Below are 24719 nucleotides of genomic sequence, written 5' to 3'. Positions count from 1 at the left end.
CGCATAAGATCACTCGCCAGGCCGGCGACGAAGCCCGCGCTGATAAACTTCGCGACGGCTCGTGCCGGTCAGCTTCGCGATCACCGCGCTGGCGTCCTTGAGGCTAAGGCCGTCCGCGCGCAGCACATCGAGCGCCGCCGCTTCATCGAGACCACCCACGCGACCGGCCTCGCTCGCGCTCGCGTCGTTGCCCGCAACCACGATCGTCACCTCGCCCAACGCCGCGGTCTGCTTGAAGCGGGCCGTGAGTTCACCGAGCGTACCGCGGACCGTCTCCTCATGAGTCTTCGTCAGCTCGCGCACCACGACGGCGGCGCGTGCGCCGCCGAAAGCTGCGGCCATCGCCGCGAGCGTCTCCGCTAGCCGCCGCGCCGCTTCATAGAAGACCATCGTGCGCGCCTCCCGCTCCAGCCGCTGGAGTGCGCGATGCCGCTCACCGGATTTCGCCGGAAGGAAACCCTCGAAGACGAAGCGATCGGTCGGCAAACCCGCGATCGAGAGCGCCGCAACTACCGCCGACGCTCCGGGGATCGCGGTCACGCGGATCCCGGCTGCGATCGCGGCACGTACGAGCCGATAGCCAGGATCGGAGATCGCCGGTGTGCCGGCGTCGGTTACTAGCGCGATCATCGCGCCCGCCGCCAGCCGCGCAACCAGTTCGGGCGTGCGCCGCTCCTCGTTGTGCTCGAAATAACTGACGGTCGGCGTGCGGATCTCGTGCGCGGCGAGCAGGCGCCCGCAGCGCCGCGTATCCTCGCACGCGATCAGCTCCGCCTCCCGCAGGACGCGGATCGCCCGCGCCGAGAGGTCTTCGGCATTCCCGATCGGCGTCGCCACTATGTAGAGCACAAAGGGTCGATTTCAGTTGATTGGCTTGGGGTCGCAACCTCAAGCGCGGCGCACATTGTGGCGGGCTTATGCGCTTGGCGGTGGCGGAGGAGCCGCTGCTTCGGGCGCGCGTTCCGGGGCCGCGATCTGATAGCCGCACTCCTTGTTCGGGCAGAGCAGCCGCGCACCGTCCCGCTTGGTCACCTTCTCGGTCAGGTAGGCGGAGCCGCAACTCGGACAAGCTTTCGGCACGACGCGATCCCAGCTCGCGAATTTGCACTTCGGATAGCGGCCGCAACCGAAGAACAGCTTGCCGCGCCGGCTGCGGCGCTCGAGGACTTCGCCTTCCTTGCAGTCCGGGCAACTTACTCCGGTCGAAGCCGCGGCGGCGCGCGTGCGCTTGATCCCGTCGCACTCTGGATAGCCCGAGCAGCCGAGAAACTCGCCGAAGCGCGAGCGCCGGCGCATCATCGGACGGCCGCACTTTTCACAGGTCTCGTCGCTGAGCACCGGCGCAGTCGGCGCCTTCGCCACGATATTGCCCTGCTCGTCGCGCCCGAATTCTCCCGTGTTGGTGCATTTGGGATAGTTCGAGCAGGCCAGAAACTCGCCGTTGCGGCCCCACTTGATCACCATCGCGCCGCCGTCCTGCTCGCACTTGAGATCGGTCGGCAGGCCGTTGCGCTTGACCGCGGGCATCTTCTTTTTAGCCTCGCCGAGCCGCTTCTCGAACGGGCCGTAAAAGCGCTTGAGGGTTTTGACCCAGTTCTCGCGCCCCTCTTCGACGCCGTCGAGCTCCTGCTCCATCGACGCCGTGAAGCCGGCTTCGAGAATATCCGGAAAAGCCGCGACCAGCAGATCGCAGACCACGCGGCCGAGCGAGGTCGGCCGCAGCCGCTTGCTCTCGTCCTCTTCGACGTACTCGCGGTTCAGGATACTCGTCATGATCGCGGCGTAGGTCGAGGGGCGGCCGATCCCTTTCTCTTCGAGCTCCTTGATCAACGTCGCCTGCGAGAAGCGCGGCGGCGGCTGCGTGAAATGCTGCTCCGGCACAAAGCCCAGCAGCTTCAGCACTTCGCCCTCGGTCATCCCTGGCAGGTTGGCCTCTTCGTCGGTGGCTGCGGGTGCGTCGTCTTCACCTTCGAGATAGACGCGCATAAAGCCGTCGAATTTCATCACCTGGCCGGTCGCGCGAAAGACCGCGCCGTCGGCTTCGATATCCACTGCGGTGCGATCGTAAACCGCCGGCGGCATCTGGCTCGAAACGAAACGATTGAAAATCAACGTGTAGAGCGCCAACGCATCCTTGTCGAGATAGCGCGCCATCGACTCCGGGTCACGCTCGACGGCGGTCGGCCGAATCGCTTCGTGCGCTTCCTGCGCCGACTTCCCCGAGCGATAGAAGTTGGGCTTGTCCGGCAGGTACTCCTTGCCGTAGCGCCCTTCGATATAGCCGCGCACCGAAGTAAGAGCGTCATCGGAGACGCGCGGCGAGTCGGTCCGCATATAGGTGATGAGGCCGATCGCGCCCTGGTCGCCCAACTCGACGCCCTCGTAGAGCCGCTGCGCGAGCTTCATCGTGCGCGAGGGCGAAAAGTAGAGCTTGCGCGAGGCCTCCTGCTGCAGCCGCGAGGTGATAAACGGCGGCGTCGGGCTGCGCCGGACCTCTTTGCGCTCGATCTTGCGGACGGTGAAAGCTTCGCGCTCGCACGCCGCGATAATATCGTCGGCGACCGGCTTGGCCAGCTTGATCGCCTTGTTGTCGATGCGCTCGCCCTTGTAGCTGTAGAGCCGCGCCTTGAAGGGCGGGGGATTGGCGGCGGACAGGTTCGCGTCGAGCGTCCAGTACTCCTCAGAGCGAAAGGCCTCGCGCTCCTTTTCGCGCTCGACGATGATCCGCAAGGCGACCGACTGCACCCGCCCGGCGCTGATCCCGCGCTTGACCTTGTCCCACAGGAGCGGACTTACCTGGTAGCCGACCAGACGATCGAGCACCCGGCGTGCCTGCTGCGCCTCGAACAGATTCTGGTCAATTTGCGACGGATGGGCGATCGCCTCCTTGACCGCGCGCTCGGTAATCTCGTGGAGCAGCACGCGATGGATTTCGCCGGAAACGTTGCCGAGCTGCTGGGCGATATGCCATGCGATCGCCTCCCCTTCGCGGTCAGGATCGGTGGCCAGATAGATATTGTCCTTGTTCTGCGCCGCTTCCTTGATCCCTTCGATCACCTTGGCCTTGGCCGGGATAACCTGATACTCGGGAGCGAAATTGTGCTTGAGGTCAACCCCCAGCCGGCTCTTCGGCAGATCGACGACGTGACCCACAGACGGCGCCACCGTAAAGTCGCGCCCCAAGTAACGCTTGATCGTCTTGGCCTTGGCGGGAGATTCAACTATGACGAGGTTTTTTGCCACCGCAGACCTTCGCTTCAGCTCTCTTGCTTCAGCTTCCTAGAACACGATTCCTAGGCTAATGAGAAAAGCTTACCCGGATGTTGCACGACCATCCCGCGCAACTCAAGTTCGAGCATCAACTTAAGCACGGTTTGCGCGTTGAGCCGACACGCCTCAATAAGCGCGTCAACATGCAATCTGTCAGCACTCTTAAGCTGCAACAGGATGTTCTGAACTTCCATCGATTCCTGCTTGAGCGCCCCCTCGTCAAGCCTGCTGCGATCTCCCTCAGGGGTCCCGCCTCCGGCTCTAAGTTTCCCGGCTTCGCCCAATTGCGGGAGCAGCTCCTCAAGCACGTCTTCGACACATTCGACCAGCCGCGCGCCCTCTTTGAGGAGTCGATTGCTGCCGCGGGTTTTCCCGGTCAGCGGGCTGCCGGGCACGGCAAAGACCTGGCGATTTTGCTCAAGCGCCATCCGCGCTGTGATCAGTGAGCCGCTCTTCTCCGCCGCCTCGACGATCACCACCCCGAGGCACCAGCCGGAGATCAGACGATTGCGCGCCGGGAAATTCTCGGCGATCGGTGGTGTGCCGATCGGCAATTCGGAAATTATTGCCCCATTCCCTTCGATTATGGCCTCCGCCAGCTTGCGATTCTCAGGCGGATAGATCACGTCGACCCCGCATCCAAGCACGGCGATGGTCTTGCCGCGCGCGTCGAGCGCCCCCTGATGGGCGTCGGAATCGATTCCGCGCGCCAGACCGCTGACCACGGTGAAACCTTTCGCCGCGAGCTCCAGCCCAAGCCTTTGCGCCATACGACGCCCGCCGTCACTGGCAGTGCGCGCCCCCACTACGGCGACGCATTTGGGGTCGTCGGCGGTAATCGCGCCGCGAAGGAAAAAATAGGGTGGCGGATCGGCGATGTGGCGGAGATTTATCGGATAATCCGCGTCAGTCCATCGAACCAATCGGGCGTTGATTTTGGGCAGCTCGCAAAGCTCCTTTTCGAGCGGCGCAAAGTCCTCGAATTCGAGTATATTGCGCGCCGCCGTCCGCGAGATTCCGGCGCCGGCAATCTCTCCTTCAGTCTGATGGAAAACCGCCTCAGCCGAGCCGAAGCGCTCGAGCAGAATATGCGCGGTGCGCGGACCGATCCCGTGCACGCGCCGCAGCGCCAACCAATACGAGTCTGCGGTCGGGGCCATCCTACAGCCGCCTCAATCCTTGCTTTGAATGCAGCGCAGACTCGTCCGCTCGCTCCATTAGTTTATTTTTGCAACCCTGAAAACGCATAAGTTTCGATAGGCGTATTTCTACAACAAGGTGAGCGAGAAGCAAGTACCGCGCCGCTGAGTTCAACCCTCATGCGTCTAATCCATAAAAAATCGCGCGCAATTCAGCCGCGCAGCAATCGCGTGGTCAGATACATCGCGAGCATCCCCGCGGCAGTGGCGATCCCGACCAGGGGCGAATCATGCTCGCGCGCTTCAGGCAGAAGATCAGAGGCTCCAACATATAGAAATGACCCGGCGAAGAAGGCGAGAAGCCACGGCAGAATCCCGTGATTGAGATGGAGCGCCAGCGTAGTGGCCGTCCCCAGGACTGGAGCCGCCATATCCACCAGCAGCCAGCGCCACGCGCGTCTGAGCGGATTACCGTGCGCCAGCACGACGGTCACCGTGTTCAAGCCGTCGCTTAGATCGTGCGCGATCACCGCGAGCGCGATCAGCAGGCCGACGTGAGCGTTAGTCTGAAAGCCGACTCCAATCGCGACGCCGTCGAGAAAGCTATGCAGCGACAGCCCCGCCGCGACCACGATCCCCATCTCCTGCGCGTGGGCTTCCCGCGCGTGGGCGTGCTCGCGCGCCCGATGCATCGCGGTGAAACGCTCCAGCGCGAACAGCGCAAGGAATCCTACTGCCGCAAAGGGCATCACCGGGGCTCCACCGTCGAGGGCGAAGACCTCCGGCAGCAACTCGAACAGGGCCACTGCGATTACCGCTCCCGAGCTGAAACCCAGAAGCAGATGCATCCGGTCACGAAACCGAATCGCGGCGAGGCCGCCCAATCCGGTGGACACCAGCGTCAGGCTCGCAAAGGTTATCGCCATCGAGCGCATGGGTGCAGGCATTATTCCGAGTTTCGGCGCGGCAAGCGATGGCCTCGCGTCCGCTTCTGCCCGGTCAAACTTGTGGATTCCGCGCGGACCCATTATTGACCGGCCCGGCTGGATCACATAGTTGATCTTGGAACAGCCTTGTCTGCGTTCGCCCAACCTGCGCAACGCAATCTGCTACGCGCAACAACGGTTTGGCGCTCAAGCAAGCATACAGACCATCAAGCAAAAGGGGTGGCGGAGGAGATCTTAATCTGATGGATTTGAGTGCAATGTCTGCCAACGAAAAGCAGATATTGATTTTCAGCTTCTATCGCGACGCGGAACTGCGCGGCGCGCGTTTACTCTTTAATCTGCTCGGGCATATCAAGGATGCGGACTCGCAGGTCAAGCTGTCGAAGCATCTGTCCGACGAGACGCGCCACGCCTGGCTCTGGACCCGGCAGATTGCCGACCTCGGTGGTGCACCCGTCGCAGTGGCGGACGGCTACCAGCGCCGCCTCGGTCTGCGCACTGGCGTGCCCAAGGGTATCGTCGAGATTCTCGGCCTGACAGTGATCGTCGAGGAGCGCGCACAGAGCCGCTATATGGCGCATGCCGCGTTGCCGAATGTCGAGGCCTCCACGCTTGAGACCCTTAAGTCTGTCACCGAGGACGAGACTTGGCATCTCTCCTGGATCGAAAAGAAGATGCGTGAAATCGCCCGCGAAGAAGGCAACGAAGAGCGCGCCGACGAGGTCCTCGCGCGCTATCGCCAAATCGATCGCGAAGTCTATGCAACCCTCGCGCAGGATGAAGCCGAACTGATGCGCTCATAAGACCTGGCCGCAAGCCGCGCGGCGCGGCCGCTTGGGAGGAGGTAGTGCGGCGATGGTTTGCACTCACTGCGGCCGGGACCTTGCCAATCCCCAAGCTCGATTCTGTGGCCACTGCGGCGCGTCGCTGAATCCTTCGCAACCATCGCCTGCCCAAAACGCCGCTCCTCAGTCGCGCGACCATAGCGCCGGACGGCTGCTGTTATTGAGCGCGCTCGCAGCGGGCGTTCTTGGCGTCATCGCGTTTTTCATCTACGTCAACCGTCCAGGCCCATGCGACGCCATCTTCCAGCAGACGGCGCCCAAACTCGACACGAGTCTCCATTTCCTAAAGACCAATGGCGACGTGGTCATCGGGCACGACAAGATCCAGGATCTTACGGAAGGCGCGCAAAGGCTCGGCATACTCTGTAAGAACTGCTGTATTGCGCAGCAGAGCGGTCGGATCGACGCGGCCCAATATCAGGACTGCCTGAAGACGACGATGAGCTATGAGATTCAGGTATCGGCGGTGGCGAGCAACGTCGCCGCCGTCAACAACGCCAAACAGCAGGGACAGGCGCAGTTGGTGGGCGAAAAAACCCAGCAAGCCAATCAGGACGCCGCCGACGCGCCGGGTACCGTGCAAAAGCTCGCCGAACGGATACCTGTGATTGCGAGCGCTGCTGCCGCTACGATCGCCGATAGCTCACCTCCGCCGAACCTTAATGCTCCGCCAAAGTCCGTGGTGATCACGAAAATTGATGGAACCGCGATGTGGGTCTACGACGATGGCTTCTACTTCAACGCGTACGGCGACGGACTTCATTTAGAGAGCGGGCAATCGGTCGATTATTCCAAGATAACTGCGATAGATATTCTCGGAGCCGATAACGCCAAGTACAAGCTTCGAGTTACGATAGTTGGAGGCAAAACAATCGAAGGGACGGAGGACGGCTACGGAAACCAGAACATCGGAGGAAAAGATGACCTCGGCGCGGTGGATTTTCCACTCGAGCAGGCCAAACGAGTCGTCTTCCCGCGCTAGAGCGGTAAACGAGAAGGCCACAGTCGTAACTGACTTTGCCCACGCGTCGCAGACTCCGCCGCTCCTGGCCCGGATAGTGTCAGCGCAATCTCACATTAAAGGCTTGCGGGCCCTTGTCGCCCGGGCGAACCTCGAACTGGACTTCCGCGCCCTCTCGCAAATCCTCGAAGTACATCTTCGGGCCGAGCCGCGAGCGATGAAAAAACACCTCGTCGGTGCCGTCGTCGGGGACAATAAAACCGAAGCCCTTGTCCTTGATTATTTTCTTGATGGTGCCGAACACTTGAGCCTCCGCAACGCCACTCCTTGAGCTTAGGCTCTGCGCGCCGTATGTAAAGAGGGCAGCCGCTAGCGAAGCGGAGCGGAGCGAGCAGGCGAGTCTGCGAGCTGCGTCAAGATTCCAACTTGACAGCCTTTTCACGCAGCGCGCGAGAAGAGTGTAAGATTTTGCTGAAAGCGGTTTCACTCAACGAGATTGAGCAAATTTTTACGATTACCGACGCACTCGGTATATCGCGCGAGGCGCTGGTGATCCCGCTGCGCACGGAAAGCCCCGGGCGGATGAAGATACTTGCCGGCGGCAAGCTCGAAATCGTCGTTGAACGCGACTCCGACTTCGCTGAGTGGCTCAGCGGACTGGACGAGCGGATTCGCTCGATTATGAATCTGACGGCGGCGGACTGAGTTCGAGCAGGACCGCGCCATGATCCACCATCGCGCCGGCGGCGACGCGAATCCTGCCGATCACCGCCGGGCCTTCGGCGGCTAGCGTGGTTTCCATCTTCATCGCTTCCAGTACGATCAGGGCCGCTCCGCTTTCGACCCGATCGCCCTCGGCGATCAGGATTTTCAGCACCTTGCCGGGCATCGGCGCGACGACTTCGCGCGCAGCGATACCGCGGCCGCGTCGGCGGCCGGCGCCAGCGCCGCTGGTGAACTCGAAGTGCGCGGGTCCCACGGCGACGAGGATTGCGTCGCGGCGGCTAGCGACGGCCACGCGTGCAGTAACCCCGCCGAACCGCAGGATGTCACCGCCCCCGGCCGACTCAAGCTGCGCTTCGAGCTCCTCGCCGTCGATTCGCACGCGGGCTGATGTCGGCGTGCGCGAGACGATTTCGACCTCGAATTCTCGCGGATCGCCGGACAGCCGGAGCTTCATCGGCGGCTCCACGGCTCGAACTGGCCGAGTTGCGTCCACGGCGATCGCGCCGCACGCGCGCCGTCCGCCACGGGCGCGGCGCGATCCGCCGTTAGTTCGGATCTGCCGTCACCTTGCAACGCCGCCGCGATCAGCGCGGCTTTAAGCTGATCTTCGTGCGGATGCCAGGCGGGAAAATGATCGGGGATGAAGCGGGTCGAAAGCTCGGCGGAGGCGAATGGCTCACTGGCAATGACGTCGCGCAGAAAAGCCGCGCTATGATGAACACCGAGCAGCGAAAATTCGTCGAGTGCGCCGAGCATCCGCTGGCGCGCCTGCTCGCGGCTCTCACCCCAACAGATTACCTTGGCGAGCAGGCTGTCGTAGTAAGACGAAATTTCCGCGCCCGCAGCCAGATGGGTATCGACGCGGACGCCGGGGCCAGCCGGGATAGTCAGTCGCAGCACCGTGCCGGTGGCGGGACGGAAATGATGCGCCGCGTCCTCTGCGTTGATTCGACATTCGATCGCGTGCGCGGTGGGCGCCGCCGCCGGCGTAACATGCTCCCCGGCAGCGATTTCGAGCTGATCGCAGACCAGGTCGCGGCCGAAGCGGATTTCCGTCACCGGATGCTCGACCTGCAGCCGCGCGTTAACTTCAAGGAAATAGAACTCGTCACCGTCAACCAAGAACTCTGCCGTACCGGCATTGCAATAGCCGGCGGCGCGCGCGAGGCGCAGTGCGGCCTCAATCAGCGCCGCGTGCAGTTGATCGGATAATCCCGGCGCCGGCGATTCCTCGATCAACTTCTGATGACGCCGCTGTAGCGAGCATTCGCGCTCGCCCAACGCGATTACCTCGCCATGATGATCGCCGAGGATTTGCACCTCGATATGCCGCGGACGCGCCAGATATTTCTCGAGGAAAACCCGGCCGTCGCCGAAGGCCGAAGCCGCCTCGCGCGACGCCGCTTCGAGCGCGGCCTCGAGGTCGCGCGCGCTCTCAACCACGCGCATGCCGCGGCCGCCGCCGCCCGCCGCCGCCTTCACGAGGATCGGAAAGCCGGCCTTGGCGCCGAACGAGCGCGCCGAATCAAGATCGGCGGTCTCGATTCCAGGTACGACCGGCACGCCGGCGCCAAGCGCCAGCCGACGCGCCGCGAGCTTGTCGCCCACTGCGGCCATCACTTCGGCGGGCGGTCCAACGAAGATAAGGCCCGCAGCGCTGACCGCGCGTGCGAACTCGGGGCGCTCCGAGAGGAAACCGTAACCGGGATGAATCGCGTCGGCGCCGGTTGCGCGCGCGGCCTCGAGTATCGCTGAGATATTCAGGTAGCTGGCCGACGGTTCGGGCGGCCCGATTCGGCACGCTTCCGCCGCCATCGCGGCGTGGGCCGCGCCGGCGTCGGCGTCCGAATAGATCGCCACAGTGCGAATTCCCATGGTGCGCGCGCTGCGGATGATCCGAACAGCGATCTCGCCGCGATTCGCGATCAGCAATTTTTTGATTCGGGCCATGGATGCTGGTCGCAGCGTAGCCACAGTCGTCCGTTGCAACAAGCCACTACCCCCAGTTGCAGATCGAGCGCAGCCCAACCGGCTTTGCCCGGCGCCGGGCCGGGTGTAATATCCTGATTCGCGGACGATCGGCGCCGCCGATCGGCGATCTCGATGGAAGACATTTTCAGTCATATTCGCGCCGGCAAAATGGTGGTGATGGCGTCGTCGGACAACGACGACGCCGAGGGCGACCTCGTGATGGCCGCCGAAAAAATCACCGCAGCGCACGTCAATTATATGGCGCAGCATGGCCGCGGGATCGTCTCGGTGGCGCTGCCGGAACGGCGCATGCGCGAGTTGGGCATCCCACTGGTGCCCTCGACTCAGGCCGGCGATGCGCTCGAGCAGGCCGCGGCGTTGGTCGAAGCCCGCGAGGGCGTCACCACCGGCATCTCGGCGGGCGACCGCGCGCGGACAATTCAGGTTTTGGCCTCGGACAAGTCAACCCCCAAGGACCTCGTGATGCCCGGTCACGTGCTGCCCCTTATGGCGCTGAGCGGCGGCGTGATGATGCGGAGCGGGCGCGCCGAGGGGGCCGTCGACCTCGTGCGCGGGGCCGGGATGAGGCCGGTGGCGGCGTTGTGCGGGATTCTGCGCGACGACGGCGAGACCGCGCGGCTCGAGGAGTTGCGCGAGTTTGCGCAGACGCAATCGCTGCCCTTTGCCCTGCTGCGCGACCTGGTCTCCTACCGGTTGACCAACGAGCTGTTGGTGCAACGCGTAGGCGAAAGCAGCTTCAGCGTCCCGGCCGGCGAGCTCAAGGCGATCGTCTTCCGCAATATCGTTGACGGCCGCGAGCATCTGGCGCTGGTGCATGGTGAGGTCGCCGGAGCGCGTCCGATTCTGGTGCGGCTGCATTCCGAATGCCTCACCGGCGACGTCTTCGGTTCGAGCCGCTGCGACTGCGGCGATCAGCTCAACGAATCGATCAGGCGCGTGCTGGCCGCCGACGCGGGCGTGATCATCTATCTCCATCAGGAGGGCCGCGGCATCGGTCTCGGCAACAAGATCAAGGCCTACGCGCTCCAGGATCAGGGGCGCGATACGGTCGAGGCCAACCTGGAACTCGGTTTCAAAGAGGACCTGCGCGATTACGGGATCGGCGCGCAGATTCTGCGCGACCTCGGCGTCGCCGAGGTGCGGCTGCTGACCAACAATCCGCACAAGATTGAGAGCCTGCAACGCTACGGCGTGAAGGTCACCCGTGAGCCGCTGGAGATCGCACCCCATCGCGGCAATATCGAGTATTTGCGCACCAAGCAGGAGAAGCTCGGTCATCTGTTCACGCGGCTGCGGGTCGTCACCTAGCGGCGGCAGGCGCAAAGCGATGGGACTTCGACACGCCGGCCGCGAGCTTGCGCTCAAGGCGCTCTACCAGACCGATATGCGCGGCGACATCTCGACCGAAGATCTCGCGCTGTTCTTCGACGCCTTCCCGGCTGACGATCGCATCCGCACCTTCGCGCTGCGACTCCTCGACGGCGTACGGCGCGAACAGACCACGCTCGACAAGCATCTGGCCGCCGCGCTCGAGCATTGGTCCATCGGCCGGCTCTCACGCGTCGATCACAACATTCTGCGGATGGCGATATACGAGCTGCTCCGCCTCGATGACATTCCCGCCCGCGTCACGATCGACGAGGCCATCGAACTCGCCAAGGCGTACGGCGACAACCAATCCGGACGCTTCGTCAACGGCGTGCTCGACCAGGTCGCAACGCGGCTCGCGCTCAAGGATAAGGGTGAAAAGCGTCAATCGGCGAAACCGCCTAAGGCGTGATCGGATCGGCGCGCTGATCGCGATCGCCGCTCTGATCGTCGTGGCGGCGGGCGGCTGCGGCTATCAGTTCGGCGCGGCGGGCAGCAGCCTTCCGCCGCAAGCTAAAACTATTTACGTCGAAAAATTTGACAACCACACTCAGTACACCGGACTCGACGATCAGCTCATGCGCTATATCAAGGACGAGATCGCCGATCGCAAGCGGCTGGCGGTGGTCGACGCCTCCGCGGACGCCGACCTCGTGCTGACCGGCGAAGTCCTCACTCTGCAATCAATTCCGCTCGCCACCAACGCCGTCGGCGAACCGATCACGTACACGGAGTCAATTGGCGCCAACGCCAAGCTCACCGATGCGCACACCCATCAAGTGATTTGGCAATCCAGCGGGATCAATGCCGGCGAGCAGATTCCGGTAGTAGCCGGAGCGGTCATCACGACCTCGCCGTATTTTCTGCAACAAAACCTTCGCGCTCAGGATATCGCCAAGCTGCCCGATCTGCAGTTGGCGCAGACCCAGCGCAGTTTCGGGCGGGGCGAGATGATGCAGTTGCTGGCGCAGAATCTTTACGCCTCGATGAGTGAAGGCTTCTAGCCATGCTCGAGGGCTCCGAGCCACCGCGCCGTGCCGGCTGAAACCGCCCTCGTCTTCCTGCGCGCCCTCGCTCAGGAGCGCCCGCCGCCTCCTTTAGTCGCGCTCGCCGGGCCGCAAGTCTTCATCCGCGAGTACGCGCTCGATGCGCTACGCCGGCGTCTGGCCGGCGAAGGCTTCGCCCGCCGCATTTTTCAGCTCGGCGGCGGCGATGATCTCGGCGCGATCACGGGTGAGCTTGAAAGCGGCGATCTGTTCGCGCCGAAACGCCTGGTTGTCTGCCGCATGACGCGCGCCTGGCGCGAGCGCGGCGGCGCCGAAGAAGTGGCCAAAGATGTTGCCGAAGATCGCTCCCGCGGCGCGGACGCCGGCGGCGAGCCTGCCCTCATTGCCGCACTCGAGCGGCTGCCCGCGTCGGTGCGCTTCGCCCTGGTCTGCGAGCGCGACCAAGCGCCGGCAAAGCTCCGCCGGCTCTTCGAGGCTCGCGGCGTGGCGGTCAATTGTGCGCGCCCTTTCGACAATCAGCTCGCACAGTATGCCGAGCTCTTCGCACGTAACGCCGGCCTCAAGCTCGCCCCTTCCGCAATTGAGCTGCTGGGAGCACGTCACGGCAGCGACCTCTGCGCCGCCGCCAATGCGATCAATCGCGCGGCGATCACAGCTCGCGAGGGTCAGACGCTGGCAGCCAAAGACTTCGACGCCTCGGGCGCGAGCCGGGTCCCCGACCTGTTCGAGCTCGCAGACGCCATCACGCGCGGCAACGCCAACGAAGCCCTCGGCCTTTTGAGCCGCGCGATCCAGACCGGCCGCGATCCGATCGAATTGCTCGCGGTCGAAATAATTCCACTGATCCGGCGGATGCTGCTTGCCGCCACGATGCTGGCGCGGCGCGAGAGCCCGGCGGCGATCGCGAGCGTGATGGGCCTGCCACCCTCTAGCTCGATGATGACGCGCGCGATCGCCGGCGCGCGCATCCTTGGACTCGTCGCGCTGCGCGCGGCGCACAGCCGCGCCTGCGCGCTCGACGAGCGCTTCAAAGCGGGTCTGCTGAAGGAGCGGGAGTCAGCGATCGCCGCGATGCTGCTCGATTTGATTACGCCTGGCGGCGCCTGAAGCAAGTTCGCGGCGCCGGAACTCAGGTAGTCGCTGCCGCCTGTGCGCGATGGAGCCGGCGGGAGAGGCGCGCGATTTTACGCGCGGCCGTGTTGCGCTTAATCGCGCCTTTGCTGGCGGCCTTCTGCAGCAGACTCGCGGCGGTACGCAACGCGGTCTGCGCCTTCTCGCGATCGCTGCCCGCGATCGCTTCGGCGGCGTTCTTGGCGGCCGTGCGGACGCGTGTTTTGATTACCCGATTGCGCGCCTGACGCTTGACGCTCTGGCGATGGCGCTTCTCGGCTGAGGGATGAACTGGAATATGCGGCATGACCCGTAACCTTTAACAGTGGCCGCCGCCCCGGTCAATTCCGACGTTGCTGCGTTCTCGAGCACGAAGTCACTTTTGTCATCTGAGGGTAGCAAGGAATCCCTGATCCTTTAATTGCGGCCGCCCGGCAAAATCCACACCTTAACTTCTGCGAAGGCTCCCCTAGCGCTTAGCCGCCTGCCACAATTCGTCGAGCTGTTCCGCGTCGAGTTGCGTGAGCACGACGCCGCGACTCGCGGCCAGCGACTCGACCTTGCCGAAGCGCAGGGTGAACTTGTCGCAGGCCCGCCGCAACGTCTCCTCGGCGCTATGGCCCACGAAGCGCGGCGCATTAGCGAGCGCGAGCAGCATGTCGCCCAACTCCTCAGCCGCCGCGTCCGCGTCGTTGCGCGCCAGCGCCCCCTCCACCTCGTCCATCTCCTCGCGCACCTTGGCGAGCACCGCGTGGATATCCGCCCAGTCCATGCCGGCATCGCGAGCCCGCGCACCGAGCTTCTCTGCGCGCATCAGCGCGGGCAGCGCGCGCACCACGCCGTCGAGCGCCGAACTGGCGCCACGGCTCCTGCGCTCTTCTTGCTTGATCCGGCTCCAGTTGGCGATGACCTCGTCCGCATTCGCCGCCGGCGCCCCAGCGTAAACATGCGGATGCCGCCGGATCAGCTTCTCGGCGGCCCCATCAAGAATTGCCTCAAGGGAAGCGTGTTTTTCCTGTTCCGCGATAATCGCTGCGAAAATTCCCTGCGTCACAAGATCGCCCAACTCGTCCGCGATCGCTTCGGGCGCGCCATCCACGATCGCGTCGGCGGCCTCGTAGGCTTCCTCGATCAGATGCTTGCCGAGGCTCGCGAGGGTTTGCTCGCGGTCCCATGGGCACTTCGCGCGCAGCTCGCGCACGATCGCAGTCAGACGCGCGAATCGGCTCGCCGATGCATTCTCGTCAGCCATGGCCGCAGACTAACCTTGACGGCGTTCGGTAATCCAGACGGTCATATCCCAGGCGTTGCGGATGCCCGCGAGGAGCAGCAGAATCACGGCAAGCGCCAGCAGATTCGGACTGCCTTCACGGCGCGTCGCGAAACCGAGTGCCGCGGCGCAGACCAATAGGTAACCGAGGATCGGCAGGCGCGCGTACCAAAGCCGATCGATTAGGTCGATCTTCACCGTCACCCCATGCTTGCGCATACGGCGCAGAACCGAGAACGCATAGCCGAGCCCACACAGCCCTCCGAGCAGCAGAAGAATGGCGAGCGATACCCGGCTCTCGGTCGGTATCGTGCCGATCAGGCAGACCACCAGCACCGCCCCGAAATGCACCACGGTCGGTGACAGAAAAAGCGGGATGCCGATTCGTCGCTCACCGCTGATGACGCCGGCGCCGATCGACGCCGTAACAAACATCAGACCGATGAGCGTCGCCGCTGCGCCGCCGATCAACGCATAAAACTCACGCCAGTGAATTAAGGGATCAGCCGGCGGCACGCGTTCCCTACTCCGAGGTAAAAGATAGAGGGACCGACTCAGCTCTCAACTCGCGAGGCGGTTGAGGCCGTCGAACGCGGCATTTTTGTAGCATTGTGCGAGCGTCGGATAGTTGAACACGGTGTGAGAAATAATCCACCTTGCCGCCCAGCGCCAGCACCGCTTGCCCGATATGCACGAGCTCGACGGCGCCCTCGCCGATTATGTGGACGCCCAGCAGCTCGCGGGTCTCGCGATGAAACAGCAGCTTCACAAAGCCGATGCTGTCGCCGACGATCTGGCCGCGCGGCAGCTCGCGATACGGCGCCTTGCCGGTCTCGTACGGCACATTCTGTTCGGTCAATTCCTCTTCGGTCTTACCGACGAAAGAAATCTCCGGAATCGTGTAGATGCCGTAGGGGAACAGCGCGCGCGTGCACCGTCTCCTGGCCGAAGGCGTGACAGGCGGCGTACCGCCCCTGCTCCATTGAGGTTGAGGCCAGGCTCGGAAAGCCGACGACGTCGCCCGCGGCATAGATATTCGGCACGCTGGTTTGAAACACCTGATTCACCGCCAGCCGCCCGCGCACGTCGGCGGCCAGTCCTGCCGCTTCCAGCCGCAGGCTATGCGTCGCGCCGGTGCGGCCGACACTCGACAGCAGCTTGTCGCTGATGATCTGCTTGCCGCTGACCAGGCTGGTCTTGACGCGCTTGCCGTTCCCCTCCTCGATGACCTCGACGTTGTTAACCTCTTCGCCGAGCCGCAGGATCACGCGCTTCTCGCGCAAATGGTAATGCAGCGCCTCAATCACCTCGGCGTCAACGAACGGCAGCAGGCGCGGCCGCTTGTCCACTACCGTCACGCGCACCCCCAGCGCCGCGAACATGCTCGCGTACTCGCAGCCGATCACGCCGGCCCCTACCACCGCCAGGGTCTGCGGCAGTTCGGTCATGCGCAGGATGTTGTCGCTGGAATAAACGCAGGTGAGGTCGTCGGGCAGGAAGGGATCGCGCGTCGCCTCGGTGCCGGTTGCGATCAGGACGAACTGCGTCGTCACATTGCGCTGGCCGCGGCCCTCGCCGAAATTCAACGTCAGCGTATGCGCGTCAACGAAAGCGGCATCGCCGTGGACCAATTCGATATTGTTGCGCAGCAACTGATGGCGCATCACGTCGATCTCGTGGCGCACCACCGGATCCACGCGCATCAGCAGATCCGCCAGTGTAATTTTTTCCTTCACCTTGTAGGATTCGCCGTAGACCCCATGCTCGCGATAGCCCGACAGGTAGAGCACGGCTTCGCGCATGGTCTTGCTCGGGATCGTTCCGATATTGACGCAGATGCCGCCGACGATCGCCTTGCGCTCGACGATCATCACGCGCTTGCGTAACTTGGCCCCCTGGATCGCCGCATGATGACCGGCCGGTCCCGAACCAATCACTACCAGGTCGTAGTCGTATTCCGCCATTATCGAGCTCCCCTTGCAGCCGATGAGCCACAGGATTTTGCGCGCGCACGCTTGGGGCACGCAAAGATCCGCACGCGTGACAGGCGCGTTACCGGCGTCTGGGATTAGCTTTTCAGGTTGCGCCGCGCGAAGCCACGGCGCTTGCGCTGGCGCTGTTTTCGAGAGCGCTCGGCGAGGTCGATCAGCAATTGCTGGCAGCTTTCGTCCGAAGCGTCGTGCGTATAGCTACCGTCGGCCTGCATTACCCAGCGGCATCGATTCGGCTGCAATTGGGCGTCGATCACCGCGCGCAATTCGCTGCGCAAACTCGGGCTCTCAACCGGCGCGACCACTTCCACCCGGCTCTCGAGATTGCGCGTCATACAATCGGCCGAACCGATGTAATACTCCTCGGCGCCGCCGTTGCGGAAGTAATAGATACGGCCGTGTTCGAGAAAGCGCCCGATGATACTCACCACCCGCACGTTTTCCGAAACTCCCGTCAGACCGGGGCGCAGCCGACAGGTGTCGCGTACGATTAGATCGACTTTGACGCCCGCGCGCGAAGCCTGATAGAGCGCCCGCGTAACGTCGACGTCCTCGAGCGCGTTCATCTTGAATTGAATCAGGCAATCCATCGCCGGGCTGCGGCGTTTGAGCTCGATCTCGCGTTCGACCCGCTCGATCAACGAGCGCTTCAGCAGCGCCGGACCGGCCAGTAATTTATGATACGAACGTCCCGGCCGGTAGCCGGTCGTCAGGTAGTTGAGCAGCTCAGTGAGATCGTGGCCGATCTGATCGTCCACCGTCAGCAGCCCAAAGTCCGCGTACAGCCGCGCCGTCCCGGGATGGTAGTTGCCCGTCCCGATATGGGCGTAGCGGCGCAGCCCGGTATAGTCTTCGCGCACCACCTGGATCACTTTGCAATGAGTTTTGAGGCCGACGACGCCATAGACGACGTGGATGCCGAAATCCTCGAGCTGATTGGCGAAGCGAATATTGGCCGCCTCGTCGAAACGCGCCTTCAACTCGACCACTACCGCGACCTGCTTGCCGTTGCGCGCGGCGTCGAGCAGATATTCGAGCAGGCTGGCGTCGTGCGAAGTGCGGTACAGCGTCATCTTGATTGCGCGCACCTTCGGATCGGTGCTGGCCTCGCGCAAAAAGCGCTCGACCGAGCTTGAAAACGATTCATACGGATGCTCGAGCAGGATCGCGCCGGCCTCGCGGATAATATGGAAAATGTTGCGCTTCTCGCGCAGCCGCGGATGGTCCACTGGATGATGCGGCGGGTCGCGCAGTTCAGGAATGTCGAGCGCCGTCAGCTCCATCAGGTCGCGCACGGCCAGCATCCCGCCGCTCTCGAAGACGTCCGCGCGCTCGTCGAGTCCCAGTTCCGCAGCGAGCATCCCGCGCCGCACCGGATCAAAATGATCGCTCAGTTCCAGCCGCACGATCGGCGCGACCCGGCGGTCGCGCAGTTCGGTTTCGATCAGCGCTAGCAGGTCCTCGGCCTCCTCCTCGTTCTGCTCCGTATTGGCGTTGCGCGTCACGCGGAACAGCTCGACTGCGGCAATCTCGGCGCCCGGAAAGAGCAAATCCAGATTGTTCGCGATCGCTTCGTCCAACGCGACGAAGCGATGCGTCTCGCCGACGCGCAGAAAACGCCGCAACCCGCTGCCCACCGGCACTTTCACCCGAAACAGAGAGAGCTCCGGCGCCGCGCCTTCACCGTCAGTCGCGCCCGCCTTGGGAATTCCGCGCAGGCTGACCAGCAGGTTCAACGAGAGATTTGAAACAAACGGAAACGGATGCGCCGGGTCGATCGCGAGTGGCGTAATCAGCGGAAACACATTAGCAAAGTAGTTGTGACGCAGCGCCGTCTTCTCACTCAGCGTCAGGCTCGCATAGCTCAAAATCTCGATACCGAAACCGGCGAGCTCCGCCAGCAAACGCTTGAAGACCGCCTGCTGAAGCCGCTCCTGCTCGCGCACCTGCTCGTAACTGCGGGCGATCTGCCAGGCCGGGCTATGACCGTCGGGCGTCAGATCCTGAACGCCGCTGGCGGCCTGCTGTTTGAGGCCGCCGATGCGCTTCATGAAAAACTCGTCGAGATTGGAGGCGCTGATCGCCAGAAACTTGACCCGCTCCAGCAGCCGGTTGCGCGCGTCCTCGGCCTCTGCGAGCACGCGCCGATTGAAGTTCAGCCAAGTCAGCTCGCGATTGAGATAAAGCTCTGGCGCCGAGAGATCGTATTTCGGCGCCGGCTGCGCGATCGGAAACGCCCCAACCTCGCCGCCGCTGCCCAGCGCTGCATCATCCATCGTGACCCCTCGCTACGCCTGAGCCATCCACTCGCGACTCATCCCCATCCAGTCCTGCCGGCTAAAGCAAAACGCTATGCGAATCGCTTTACGCTTTCGCCCGCATGACTGTGTTAAAGTTTTTCACGGCGCACGCTCGGGACTCAATCGCACTGTGCTCCGGAGTTCCATTAGCCATGCCGTCTCGGCGGTTAAGTTTCCGCGATCGTTTTCGTGACCCGTCGAGCAAACACTTAACATGCATAATAGACAGAATCGGTGACAACGGCGATGGCGTCTTGCGTCGGCTCGTCGAGATTGATGTCGAGGAATTCTCTGAATTGCTTATAGCTGCATGAGGCCGCCGATCAGAGTTGAGCATTCGGTCAGTTTCGCGATCCGTGCCGCGGCCGCGGCGCTGACGGCCGCCGGGATCGAGAGCGCGCGTCTCGACGCCGAAATCCTTGCCGCCGCAGCGCTCGAAATCGCGCGCGCGCAAGTCCTGATCTTCGCCGGGCATTTTCCGGCCGCTGCGCAGCATCGATTCGAGGCATTCGTCGCGCGGCGCGCAACGCGCGAACCGCTCGCCTATATCACGGGCCGGAAGGAATTTTTCTCGCTCGAGTTCGAGGTGAACCCCGCCGTCCTGATCCCGCGACCCGAGACCGAAACCCTCGTCGCCGCCGCGCTCGAAACCCTGCGTCGAGGCAAAACTCGTGCGGTCATGCGCGTGCTTGAGCTGGGAATCGGATCAGGCGCGATCGCGATCGCGCTCGCGGTCAACGAGCCGCGCGTCGAAATCGTCGCCACCGACATCTCCCGCGCGGCCCTCGCGGTCGCTGCGCGCAACGCCGTCCGCCATGGCGTCGCCGATAGGATCCGTTTCGAGCCGTCCGATCTCTGGCCTGCAATCGGCGACATGGCGGCGCGGTTCGATCTCGTAGTCTCGAACCCGCCATATATCGTGCGGTCAGAGCTCGCGGCGCTCGCGCCCGAGATCGCCGAATACGAACCGCTCATTGCGCTCGACGGCGGCGCGGACGGCCTTGATTTTTATCGCCGTATCGCCGCGGAGCTCCACTCGTACCTGAGCTCCGATGGCCAGCTCTTGGTCGAGGTCGGGGCGGATCAGGCGGCCGCAATAATCAGCATATTCGAGGACCGGAGCGCCACGGCGCTTTCAACGATCAAGGATCTCGCCGGCCATCAGCGCGTCGTCGCCGCCAGTTTTGGGGGCTAAGAAAGGGTCTGTGTGGAGCATGTCGATTGACATCGACATGAAGTAGATTGGGCCGGCAGGCACAGCGGCATTACGGATCAAGAGGAGTGCAGCGCGATGAGTGAAGTGCAATCCGCATCCAACGGCAGCCCGAGCGGAATCCCACCCCCGAACAGTTAGGCTTCGACCCAGCGGAAGTGCGCCAACGCTATGCGGCGGAACGCGCCAAGCGCTTGCGTGCGACTGAGAACGCGGTGGTAGTGGACGGCGTCGAATACGAAGTTGACTGCCTCATCTTCGCGACCGGCTTCGAGGTCGGAACTTCATACACGCGGCGCGCTGAGTTCGAGGTTTTCGGCCGCAATGGCCGGCCTCTCTCGGATTATTGGAAGAATGGGATGAGGACCCGAACTTCACCTATATGCTCGAGGGGCAGGCGACGCACATCGCTCACGTCGTCAACGAAGTGAAGGCGCGCGAAGCGAAGTCGGTAGAACCGACTCCCGAGGCCGAGGCGGAATGGGTCAAGATCGTGACCGGACCGAGCTTCATCACCGATTATCAGAACACCTGCCGCCCGGCTACTACAACGGCGAGGGGCAAAACTCCAAGCAGGGTTTTCTTGATTCTCAATATCCGCAGGGTGCGGTGGCCTTTTACGAAATGCTCGCGCACTGGCGCGAATCGGATAATTTTGAAGGCCTCGTGGTTGAATAGATCGAAGAGCGCGTAGGTTCGTTTCGCGGCGGACCGGCGCGAATCGAACCAGCGCAATCGAACAAGATGAGGCGTCCAAAAATCCCGGACGCCTCACCCATTTCATGGCCGGACGCTTCGACCGCAGCTTATTGTCGCGGGGCGTTGGCTCTGCTCAAGCGCTGGCGTAAGATACTTCGCTCGGTGGGGCAGTAGCTCAGCTGGGAGAGCACCACGTTCGCAACGTGGGGGTCGAGGGTTCAAATCCCTTCTGCTCCACCAATTTTTCCTTGTAGATTAAGGCATCTTTACCAAGAGCACTCTCCGCGAGGGGCAAACGAGGGGCAAAGTGCACCGTTTCCGTAGCGGTCGCTTCGATCTTGGCAAGTTCGAGGGTGTCCGCAACGTCCGAATGAATGAACCTCCCGTAATGTTTGCGCAGCGTGATGTCGGCGACCCCGGTTTGCTCTGAGAGCCAGGTCAGATTGACCCCGCGGGTGAGTGCGGCAGAGACGTACGTGTCTTTCGTGGCGTAGAGGTCCCGCAAGCGGATACCAAGCCGCCGTTGAGCTGCGCGGAATAAGTTGTAGAAGCTCCGTTGCTCGATGGGTGCGCCGAGGATGTTTTTGAACACGTAATCATCGGGTTCTGCCAACGGCTCCTGCAGCTGCCGCAGGACTTGGACGTTACGGGGTGTCAGCCGGACCAGCCGGGCTGCAGCCGATGTTTTCGGAGCGGCCTCGGCGCCTAAAGACCGCGAACGTTCGATGAATAAGGCGTGGTGCGCTAAATCGAGGGATTTAATCCTGAGCGCGACAGCCTCCGAGGGGCGCAAGCCGGTGTAGAAAAGGGTGAAGAGGAAGGCGTAATACGGAAAATAAGTCGCTGTTCTGTACGAGCCGGACGATCGCCCTACCCGCCAGCGTTTGTGCTCGAAATATTCAAGTAAGCGGTCCCGCTCCTCTTCCGTAAACGGATCGGGTCCGGGCACGACTTGTCTGGGCCATTCCACGTCCGCAAAGGGAAAAGCGGAGTTAATCCCGGATTTGCGCGCATCGCGGATCATTGCTCGCAACGACGCGTCGATCACATTGCGAACCGTCTTGAGGCTTAAGCCCCGCTCCACGAGCAATCGCTTTTTCAGGGATTCGAGATCGTCGACCGACAGGTCAGCGAGCTTAAGGTTTTGCACAAACGGGAGAATGTAGGTTTGAAAATGCCTGCGGTAATCCCGCGCACGGGATGTACGCACGAGAGGAGGGACCTTTCGCTCTACCCACGAAGGGAAGTAATTGCCAATTGTGACGTGTTGGGGAGTAAGCGACCTCGGCGGGAGTTTCTGCGGCCCGAATGCCCCTGCCCTGCTCCCGTTAGGAAACCAGCGCAAGTAATCGAACTTGCCGGCCTGAATCTCCGCGCCGACGATGGCGGCCTGTTTCGCCAGCAGCACTCGATTATCTGCCGTATCCAGCAGGCTCGTGGTCTCCGAGAACTTATGCAGACCCGACAATGCGGGTAGTCGCCAGCGGAAGCGTAGCCGCAGCAACCCGCTACGGTTCGCTTCGATCCAGCATCCTCGTCGGCTCCTTCTAGGCTTGCGAGCCACCTACGAACCCTCCGCGCCGTAGGGGTATGCAAACTTCGACGCGTTCGTTGCCGCGCTCGATAAAGAGCACGACGGCTTCCCATTTAAAGACCGGGCGCCGGCCGACATGAAAGAAGTGCTCCCCTTCGCGGAAGATGCCCTTTGCCATCATCGTCCGGATCGCCTGTTCGCTCCAAGGGGTGAACCCGGCGAGCTCACGAATCGAGAGATAGGGTTTCGGGCTACATGGAGCAATGATGGGCTGAGTGGCCATGGGCAAGGCAAGCGGGGCTTTAATTCCGGTTTCCGGCGTGCCCGCTTGCATGCAGATATGTTAACAAACCTCTCGCTCCCCAACAAGAAGGAATCAGCCCTTGGCGCAATTTCACCGCTTCGGTGCGGACGATCGCGGTTTTGCGATCTTTCTCGCAGGCAGCTGGAGCTCTTTCCTGAATGCCCGATAGGCCGCAAGCACCTGATCCTCGGATGCGTCCTTCGGCTCGATATCTGGCGTCAGGCGGCTCGCTGCAAAATAGAGCAGGTCCCCTTCCAGATTCAGCTCGGCAGCGAATTGGTCGATCAGATGGGCGCGGGGCGGTTTGCGGAGGTTGTGCTCGAGATCGTTGAGATACGGTGCGGAAATCGGCCGCCCGTCCTCCATCTTGATGCGCTGGGCAAACTCACGTTGGGTCAGTTTTGCGCGCTTCCGCCCTTCCGCGATTAATTCTCCAAATGTCTTCATGTATGGGCCGGGTTCTCCCGGCTGATTGATAAATTATCATATCTGCATGCAAGCAAGAAGACGACCGCAGCATGAAGATCGCTCATAGGAGAAAGGTTCGATACTGCCATGCCCCTAGACATGCCGACATGTGAACATATCGGCATGTTGACATGTCCGCAGTTAGTCGTGGTTAACCGTCGGAACGTTGTACTTCAGGAAAAGGTCATTGAGGGCTTCGGCGACGAGGTCATCGAGATAAACCTTGTCGGACTTGCGAAGCTGAACGAGGCGTAAGCTTTTCTTGAAATCGGGATGAAGCCAGGTGCCGATGTTCTCCTTACCTTGCCGGCTCGGGGCCTTCCCTTGCGGCTTGGTTGTACTATCGGGCGCGGGCTTAGGTTGTAGGGGTGGCTTTTCCGGCCTTGCTGTCTGCGCAGTCGCCGCGCTGTTAAGCGCTTGCTGCAAGCCCATCATTTTTTTGGACATGTGGACTTCTCAACTTGTTGACTTGTTGATTTATGAACTTGTAGAGCGCGCGGATTTCCTGCGCAGCCCGGCTGCCTGAATCCTGTTCTTCGGGCGTCAGGCCCACGTCCGCCGAGGTCGCGTAAATGTCAAAGCGGCTTAAGTGCACCGGACAAACGGGAACAGAATACGTGTCAAAGATTATCTTTTTGAGCCTCTCAGCCAGTGCCGAGGCTGAGGGGTGCAGCTTGTTGACGACAAGCCACGTAGGCTTGTCGCCGCCGATGCGGACGATATCTCGCATCGCCGGCATGGTATCGAAGTGAAACATTTGCGGTTCCACCGGCAGGATTACGAGATCGGAGGCTCGCACGGCTTCCGTCGCCGCGCTGTCATTGTGGCCGGGCGAGTCGATCACGATGAATTCGGCACTGTGAGTGACGGCGGTTTGGATGGTTGCCTGGATTCGACCCGCAGTAGTGGGCACGACCGCGACGTTGTCCGACCTGCGTCGGCGCCATTTGGCTGAGTTCGTCTGTTGGTCGAGGTCGATTATGACCGCCGCCAGTTTTTGCCTTGCGGCCGCCACGGCCAGATTTATAGCGATGGTGGTTTTGCCGCCGCCGCCTTTCTGGCCGATAACGCCAATTACCGTGACCTTTTTGGACATGTCCTCATGCCGATATGTGGGGTTGTGAAGATGTTCAACTGTCCACATGTAGTGGTTATCGGCTCGTTGTCAAGTTCGAAAGCAAGGCGCGCTGTGGCCGTGCGATCGTCAATCGTCGCGGCGCGCGATCGGAGATAGAACGATGTACGACAAGGGGGGAATAGATTAGCTGACAACGCGGTAATCAAGAACTAAGAGCGGGCCGGGGGCTGTTCGGAGAATGATTTTCCGGAGTTGTCCAGAATTTGTCTTCTCAACCAATAAGGTCATCTATAGGCTTTGGGCATTAGAGGGCTTAAAGCTGGAAGAGAATCGATTAAGTATTGCGGCTGGTAGATTGGGTAGTGTCGGTCAAGTGGTGGAAAAGCAGTAAGCATCGGCCAGGCGACGAGTTGAGCGGTTGAAGTATCAACTTGCTATTACGCTGCCTCCGGTTGTTCGCTGATTGTGGTCAGGTCGTGCCAGCCGACGAGGCGGCG

General features: G+C 62.3%; 26 protein-coding genes and 1 tRNA gene. 10 read left to right on the top strand and 17 right to left on the bottom strand.

What is annotated here, in order from left to right:
* Positions 1-9 precede the first annotated feature (9 nt).
* The 4 genes from rsmI to VKS22_12445 form a co-directional block, all read right to left on the bottom strand.
* On the bottom strand, positions 10-837 hold the full coding sequence (gene rsmI / locus VKS22_12460; GenBank protein HLW71422.1) for a 16S rRNA (cytidine(1402)-2'-O)-methyltransferase: 828 nt from the start codon (positions 835-837) through the stop codon (positions 10-12).
* Positions 838-915: 78 nt separating this feature from the next.
* Positions 916-3243: a type I DNA topoisomerase gene (gene topA / locus VKS22_12455; protein ID HLW71421.1), complete on the bottom strand. Its 2328-nt coding sequence runs from the start codon at positions 3241-3243 to the stop codon at positions 916-918.
* 50 nt (positions 3244-3293) lie between these two features.
* Complete coding sequence (gene dprA, locus VKS22_12450; protein ID HLW71420.1) at positions 3294-4430, bottom strand: DNA-processing protein DprA; 1137 nt, start codon at positions 4428-4430, stop codon at positions 3294-3296.
* 191 nt (positions 4431-4621) lie between these two features.
* A complete protein-coding gene (locus tag VKS22_12445) occupies positions 4622-5356 on the bottom strand; it encodes a ZIP family metal transporter (GenBank protein ID HLW71419.1) in 735 nt (244 codons plus the stop codon).
* Positions 5357-5598: 242 nt separating this feature from the next.
* Between VKS22_12445 and VKS22_12440 the strand changes: the two genes are divergently transcribed.
* Together VKS22_12440 and VKS22_12435 are read left to right on the top strand one after the other, a co-directional pair.
* Positions 5599-6159, top strand: a complete 561-nt coding sequence (locus VKS22_12440) for a hypothetical protein (protein ID HLW71418.1) — start codon at positions 5599-5601, stop codon at positions 6157-6159.
* A 202-nt stretch (positions 6160-6361) separates the two neighbouring features.
* Entirely contained in the window at positions 6362-7183 is an 822-nt protein-coding gene (locus tag VKS22_12435) for a hypothetical protein (GenBank protein HLW71417.1), read from the top strand.
* A gap of 79 nt (positions 7184-7262) precedes the next feature.
* On the opposite strand, the gene VKS22_12430 is transcribed toward VKS22_12435, so the two are convergent.
* Positions 7263-7466, bottom strand: a complete 204-nt coding sequence (locus VKS22_12430) for a cold shock domain-containing protein (protein ID HLW71416.1) — start codon at positions 7464-7466, stop codon at positions 7263-7265.
* Positions 7467-7630: 164 nt separating this feature from the next.
* Between VKS22_12430 and VKS22_12425 the strand changes: the two genes are divergently transcribed.
* Positions 7631-7867, top strand: coding sequence for a hypothetical protein (locus VKS22_12425; protein ID HLW71415.1), 237 nt, complete (start codon positions 7631-7633; stop codon positions 7865-7867).
* Here the strand turns inward: VKS22_12425 and VKS22_12420 are convergent.
* Together VKS22_12420 and VKS22_12415 are read right to left on the bottom strand one after the other, a co-directional pair.
* Positions 7842-8342: a biotin/lipoyl-containing protein gene (locus VKS22_12420; GenBank protein ID HLW71414.1), complete on the bottom strand. Its 501-nt coding sequence runs from the start codon at positions 8340-8342 to the stop codon at positions 7842-7844. The genes VKS22_12425 and VKS22_12420 overlap by 26 nt on opposite strands.
* Complete coding sequence (locus VKS22_12415) at positions 8339-9838, bottom strand: biotin carboxylase N-terminal domain-containing protein (GenBank protein ID HLW71413.1); 1500 nt, start codon at positions 9836-9838, stop codon at positions 8339-8341. Before VKS22_12415 ends, VKS22_12420 begins: the two co-directional genes overlap by 4 nt.
* Before the next feature lie 153 nt (positions 9839-9991).
* Between VKS22_12415 and ribA the strand changes: the two genes are divergently transcribed.
* The 4 genes from ribA to VKS22_12395 are packed head-to-tail and all read left to right on the top strand — an operon-like array spanning position 9992 to position 13362.
* Positions 9992-11188, top strand: coding sequence for a GTP cyclohydrolase II (ribA, locus tag VKS22_12410; protein ID HLW71412.1), 1197 nt, complete (start codon positions 9992-9994; stop codon positions 11186-11188).
* A 19-nt stretch (positions 11189-11207) separates the two neighbouring features.
* Positions 11208-11660 (top strand): transcription antitermination factor NusB, encoded by a 453-nt coding sequence (gene nusB / locus VKS22_12405; protein ID HLW71411.1) that lies wholly within the window; start codon positions 11208-11210, stop codon positions 11658-11660.
* Entirely contained in the window at positions 11623-12252 is a 630-nt protein-coding gene (locus VKS22_12400; GenBank protein ID HLW71410.1) for an LptE family protein, read from the top strand. The genes nusB and VKS22_12400 overlap by 38 nt, the downstream gene beginning before the upstream one ends.
* Positions 12253-12282: 30 nt before the next feature.
* A complete protein-coding gene (locus VKS22_12395) occupies positions 12283-13362 on the top strand; it encodes a hypothetical protein (protein HLW71409.1) in 1080 nt (359 codons plus the stop codon).
* A gap of 22 nt (positions 13363-13384) precedes the next feature.
* On the opposite strand, the gene rpsT is transcribed toward VKS22_12395, so the two are convergent.
* The 6 genes from rpsT to ppk1 all read right to left on the bottom strand — a co-directional run bounded on the left by rpsT (position 13385) and on the right by ppk1 (position 18902).
* The gene (gene rpsT, locus VKS22_12390; GenBank protein HLW71408.1) at positions 13385-13672 is read right to left on the bottom strand and encodes a 30S ribosomal protein S20; all 288 of its coding nucleotides are present in this window, start codon (positions 13670-13672) and stop codon (positions 13385-13387) included.
* A 162-nt stretch (positions 13673-13834) separates the two neighbouring features.
* Positions 13835-14617, bottom strand: a complete 783-nt coding sequence (gene mazG / locus VKS22_12385) for a nucleoside triphosphate pyrophosphohydrolase (GenBank protein HLW71407.1) — start codon at positions 14615-14617, stop codon at positions 13835-13837.
* Positions 14618-14626: 9 nt separating this feature from the next.
* On the bottom strand, positions 14627-15151 hold the full coding sequence (locus tag VKS22_12380; GenBank protein HLW71406.1) for a hypothetical protein: 525 nt from the start codon (positions 15149-15151) through the stop codon (positions 14627-14629).
* 7 nt (positions 15152-15158) lie between these two features.
* Entirely contained in the window at positions 15159-15494 is a 336-nt protein-coding gene (locus VKS22_12375; GenBank protein HLW71405.1) for a hypothetical protein, read from the bottom strand.
* A gap of 13 nt (positions 15495-15507) precedes the next feature.
* Positions 15508-16599 (bottom strand): FAD-dependent oxidoreductase, encoded by a 1092-nt coding sequence (locus VKS22_12370; protein ID HLW71404.1) that lies wholly within the window; start codon positions 16597-16599, stop codon positions 15508-15510.
* A gap of 104 nt (positions 16600-16703) precedes the next feature.
* Positions 16704-18902, bottom strand: a complete 2199-nt coding sequence (gene ppk1, locus VKS22_12365) for a polyphosphate kinase 1 (protein HLW71403.1) — start codon at positions 18900-18902, stop codon at positions 16704-16706.
* A 334-nt stretch (positions 18903-19236) separates the two neighbouring features.
* On the opposite strand from ppk1, the gene prmC reads away from it, so the two are divergent.
* The 3 genes from prmC to VKS22_12350 all read left to right on the top strand — a co-directional run bounded on the left by prmC (position 19237) and on the right by VKS22_12350 (position 21078).
* Positions 19237-20121, top strand: coding sequence for a peptide chain release factor N(5)-glutamine methyltransferase (prmC, locus tag VKS22_12360; GenBank protein ID HLW71402.1), 885 nt, complete (start codon positions 19237-19239; stop codon positions 20119-20121).
* 498 nt (positions 20122-20619) lie between these two features.
* Positions 20620-20817: a hypothetical protein gene (locus VKS22_12355; GenBank protein ID HLW71401.1), complete on the top strand. Its 198-nt coding sequence runs from the start codon at positions 20620-20622 to the stop codon at positions 20815-20817.
* 185 nt (positions 20818-21002) lie between these two features.
* Positions 21003-21078, top strand: a tRNA-Ala gene (locus VKS22_12350).
* A 1307-nt stretch (positions 21079-22385) separates the two neighbouring features.
* On the opposite strand, the gene VKS22_12345 is transcribed toward VKS22_12350, so the two are convergent.
* The 4 genes from VKS22_12345 to VKS22_12330 form a co-directional block, all read right to left on the bottom strand.
* Positions 22386-22706: a hypothetical protein gene (locus VKS22_12345; protein HLW71400.1), complete on the bottom strand. Its 321-nt coding sequence runs from the start codon at positions 22704-22706 to the stop codon at positions 22386-22388.
* 60 nt (positions 22707-22766) lie between these two features.
* Positions 22767-23042, bottom strand: a complete 276-nt coding sequence (locus VKS22_12340; protein ID HLW71399.1) for a hypothetical protein — start codon at positions 23040-23042, stop codon at positions 22767-22769.
* Between the two features lie 243 nt (positions 23043-23285).
* Positions 23286-23591, bottom strand: coding sequence for a ribbon-helix-helix domain-containing protein (locus VKS22_12335; GenBank protein ID HLW71398.1), 306 nt, complete (start codon positions 23589-23591; stop codon positions 23286-23288).
* Positions 23554-24240 (bottom strand): ParA family protein, encoded by a 687-nt coding sequence (locus tag VKS22_12330; protein ID HLW71397.1) that lies wholly within the window; start codon positions 24238-24240, stop codon positions 23554-23556. Before VKS22_12330 ends, VKS22_12335 begins: the two co-directional genes overlap by 38 nt.
* Between the last annotated feature and the right edge of the window lie 479 nt (positions 24241-24719).

This window comes from Candidatus Binataceae bacterium, assembly GCA_035308025.1.
Taxonomy (GTDB): Bacteria; Desulfobacterota; Binatia; order Binatales; family Binataceae; genus JAJPHI01.
This window is presented reverse-complemented; position numbering and strand designations above follow the sequence as displayed.

Excerpts from the sequence above, each read along its gene's own strand:
- dprA (HLW71420.1), bottom strand. The coding sequence starts at position 4,430 with ATGGCCCCGACCGCAGACTCGTATTGGTTGGCGCTGCGGCGCGTGCAC.
- VKS22_12445 (HLW71419.1), bottom strand. The coding sequence starts at position 5,356 with ATGCCTGCACCCATGCGCTCGATGGCGATAACCTTTGCGAGCCTGACG.
- VKS22_12440 (HLW71418.1), top strand. The coding sequence starts at position 5,599 with ATGGATTTGAGTGCAATGTCTGCCAACGAAAAGCAGATATTGATTTTC.
- VKS22_12420 (HLW71414.1), bottom strand. The coding sequence starts at position 8,342 with ATGAAGCTCCGGCTGTCCGGCGATCCGCGAGAATTCGAGGTCGAAATC.
- VKS22_12415 (HLW71413.1), bottom strand. The coding sequence starts at position 9,838 with ATGGCCCGAATCAAAAAATTGCTGATCGCGAATCGCGGCGAGATCGCT.
- ribA (HLW71412.1), top strand. The coding sequence starts at position 9,992 with ATGGAAGACATTTTCAGTCATATTCGCGCCGGCAAAATGGTGGTGATG.
- nusB (HLW71411.1), top strand. The coding sequence starts at position 11,208 with ATGGGACTTCGACACGCCGGCCGCGAGCTTGCGCTCAAGGCGCTCTAC.
- rpsT (HLW71408.1), bottom strand. The coding sequence starts at position 13,672 with ATGCCGCATATTCCAGTTCATCCCTCAGCCGAGAAGCGCCATCGCCAG.
- mazG (HLW71407.1), bottom strand. The coding sequence starts at position 14,617 with ATGGCTGACGAGAATGCATCGGCGAGCCGATTCGCGCGTCTGACTGCG.
- VKS22_12370 (HLW71404.1), bottom strand. The coding sequence starts at position 16,599 with ATGGCGGAATACGACTACGACCTGGTAGTGATTGGTTCGGGACCGGCC.
- ppk1 (HLW71403.1), bottom strand. The coding sequence starts at position 18,902 with ATGGATGATGCAGCGCTGGGCAGCGGCGGCGAGGTTGGGGCGTTTCCG.
- prmC (HLW71402.1), top strand. The coding sequence starts at position 19,237 with ATGAGGCCGCCGATCAGAGTTGAGCATTCGGTCAGTTTCGCGATCCGT.
- VKS22_12355 (HLW71401.1), top strand. The coding sequence starts at position 20,620 with ATGGGTCAAGATCGTGACCGGACCGAGCTTCATCACCGATTATCAGAA.
- VKS22_12345 (HLW71400.1), bottom strand. The coding sequence starts at position 22,706 with ATGCAAGCGGGCACGCCGGAAACCGGAATTAAAGCCCCGCTTGCCTTG.
- VKS22_12340 (HLW71399.1), bottom strand. The coding sequence starts at position 23,042 with ATGGAGGACGGGCGGCCGATTTCCGCACCGTATCTCAACGATCTCGAG.
- VKS22_12335 (HLW71398.1), bottom strand. The coding sequence starts at position 23,591 with ATGTCCAAAAAAATGATGGGCTTGCAGCAAGCGCTTAACAGCGCGGCG.
- VKS22_12330 (HLW71397.1), bottom strand. The coding sequence starts at position 24,240 with ATGTCCAAAAAGGTCACGGTAATTGGCGTTATCGGCCAGAAAGGCGGC.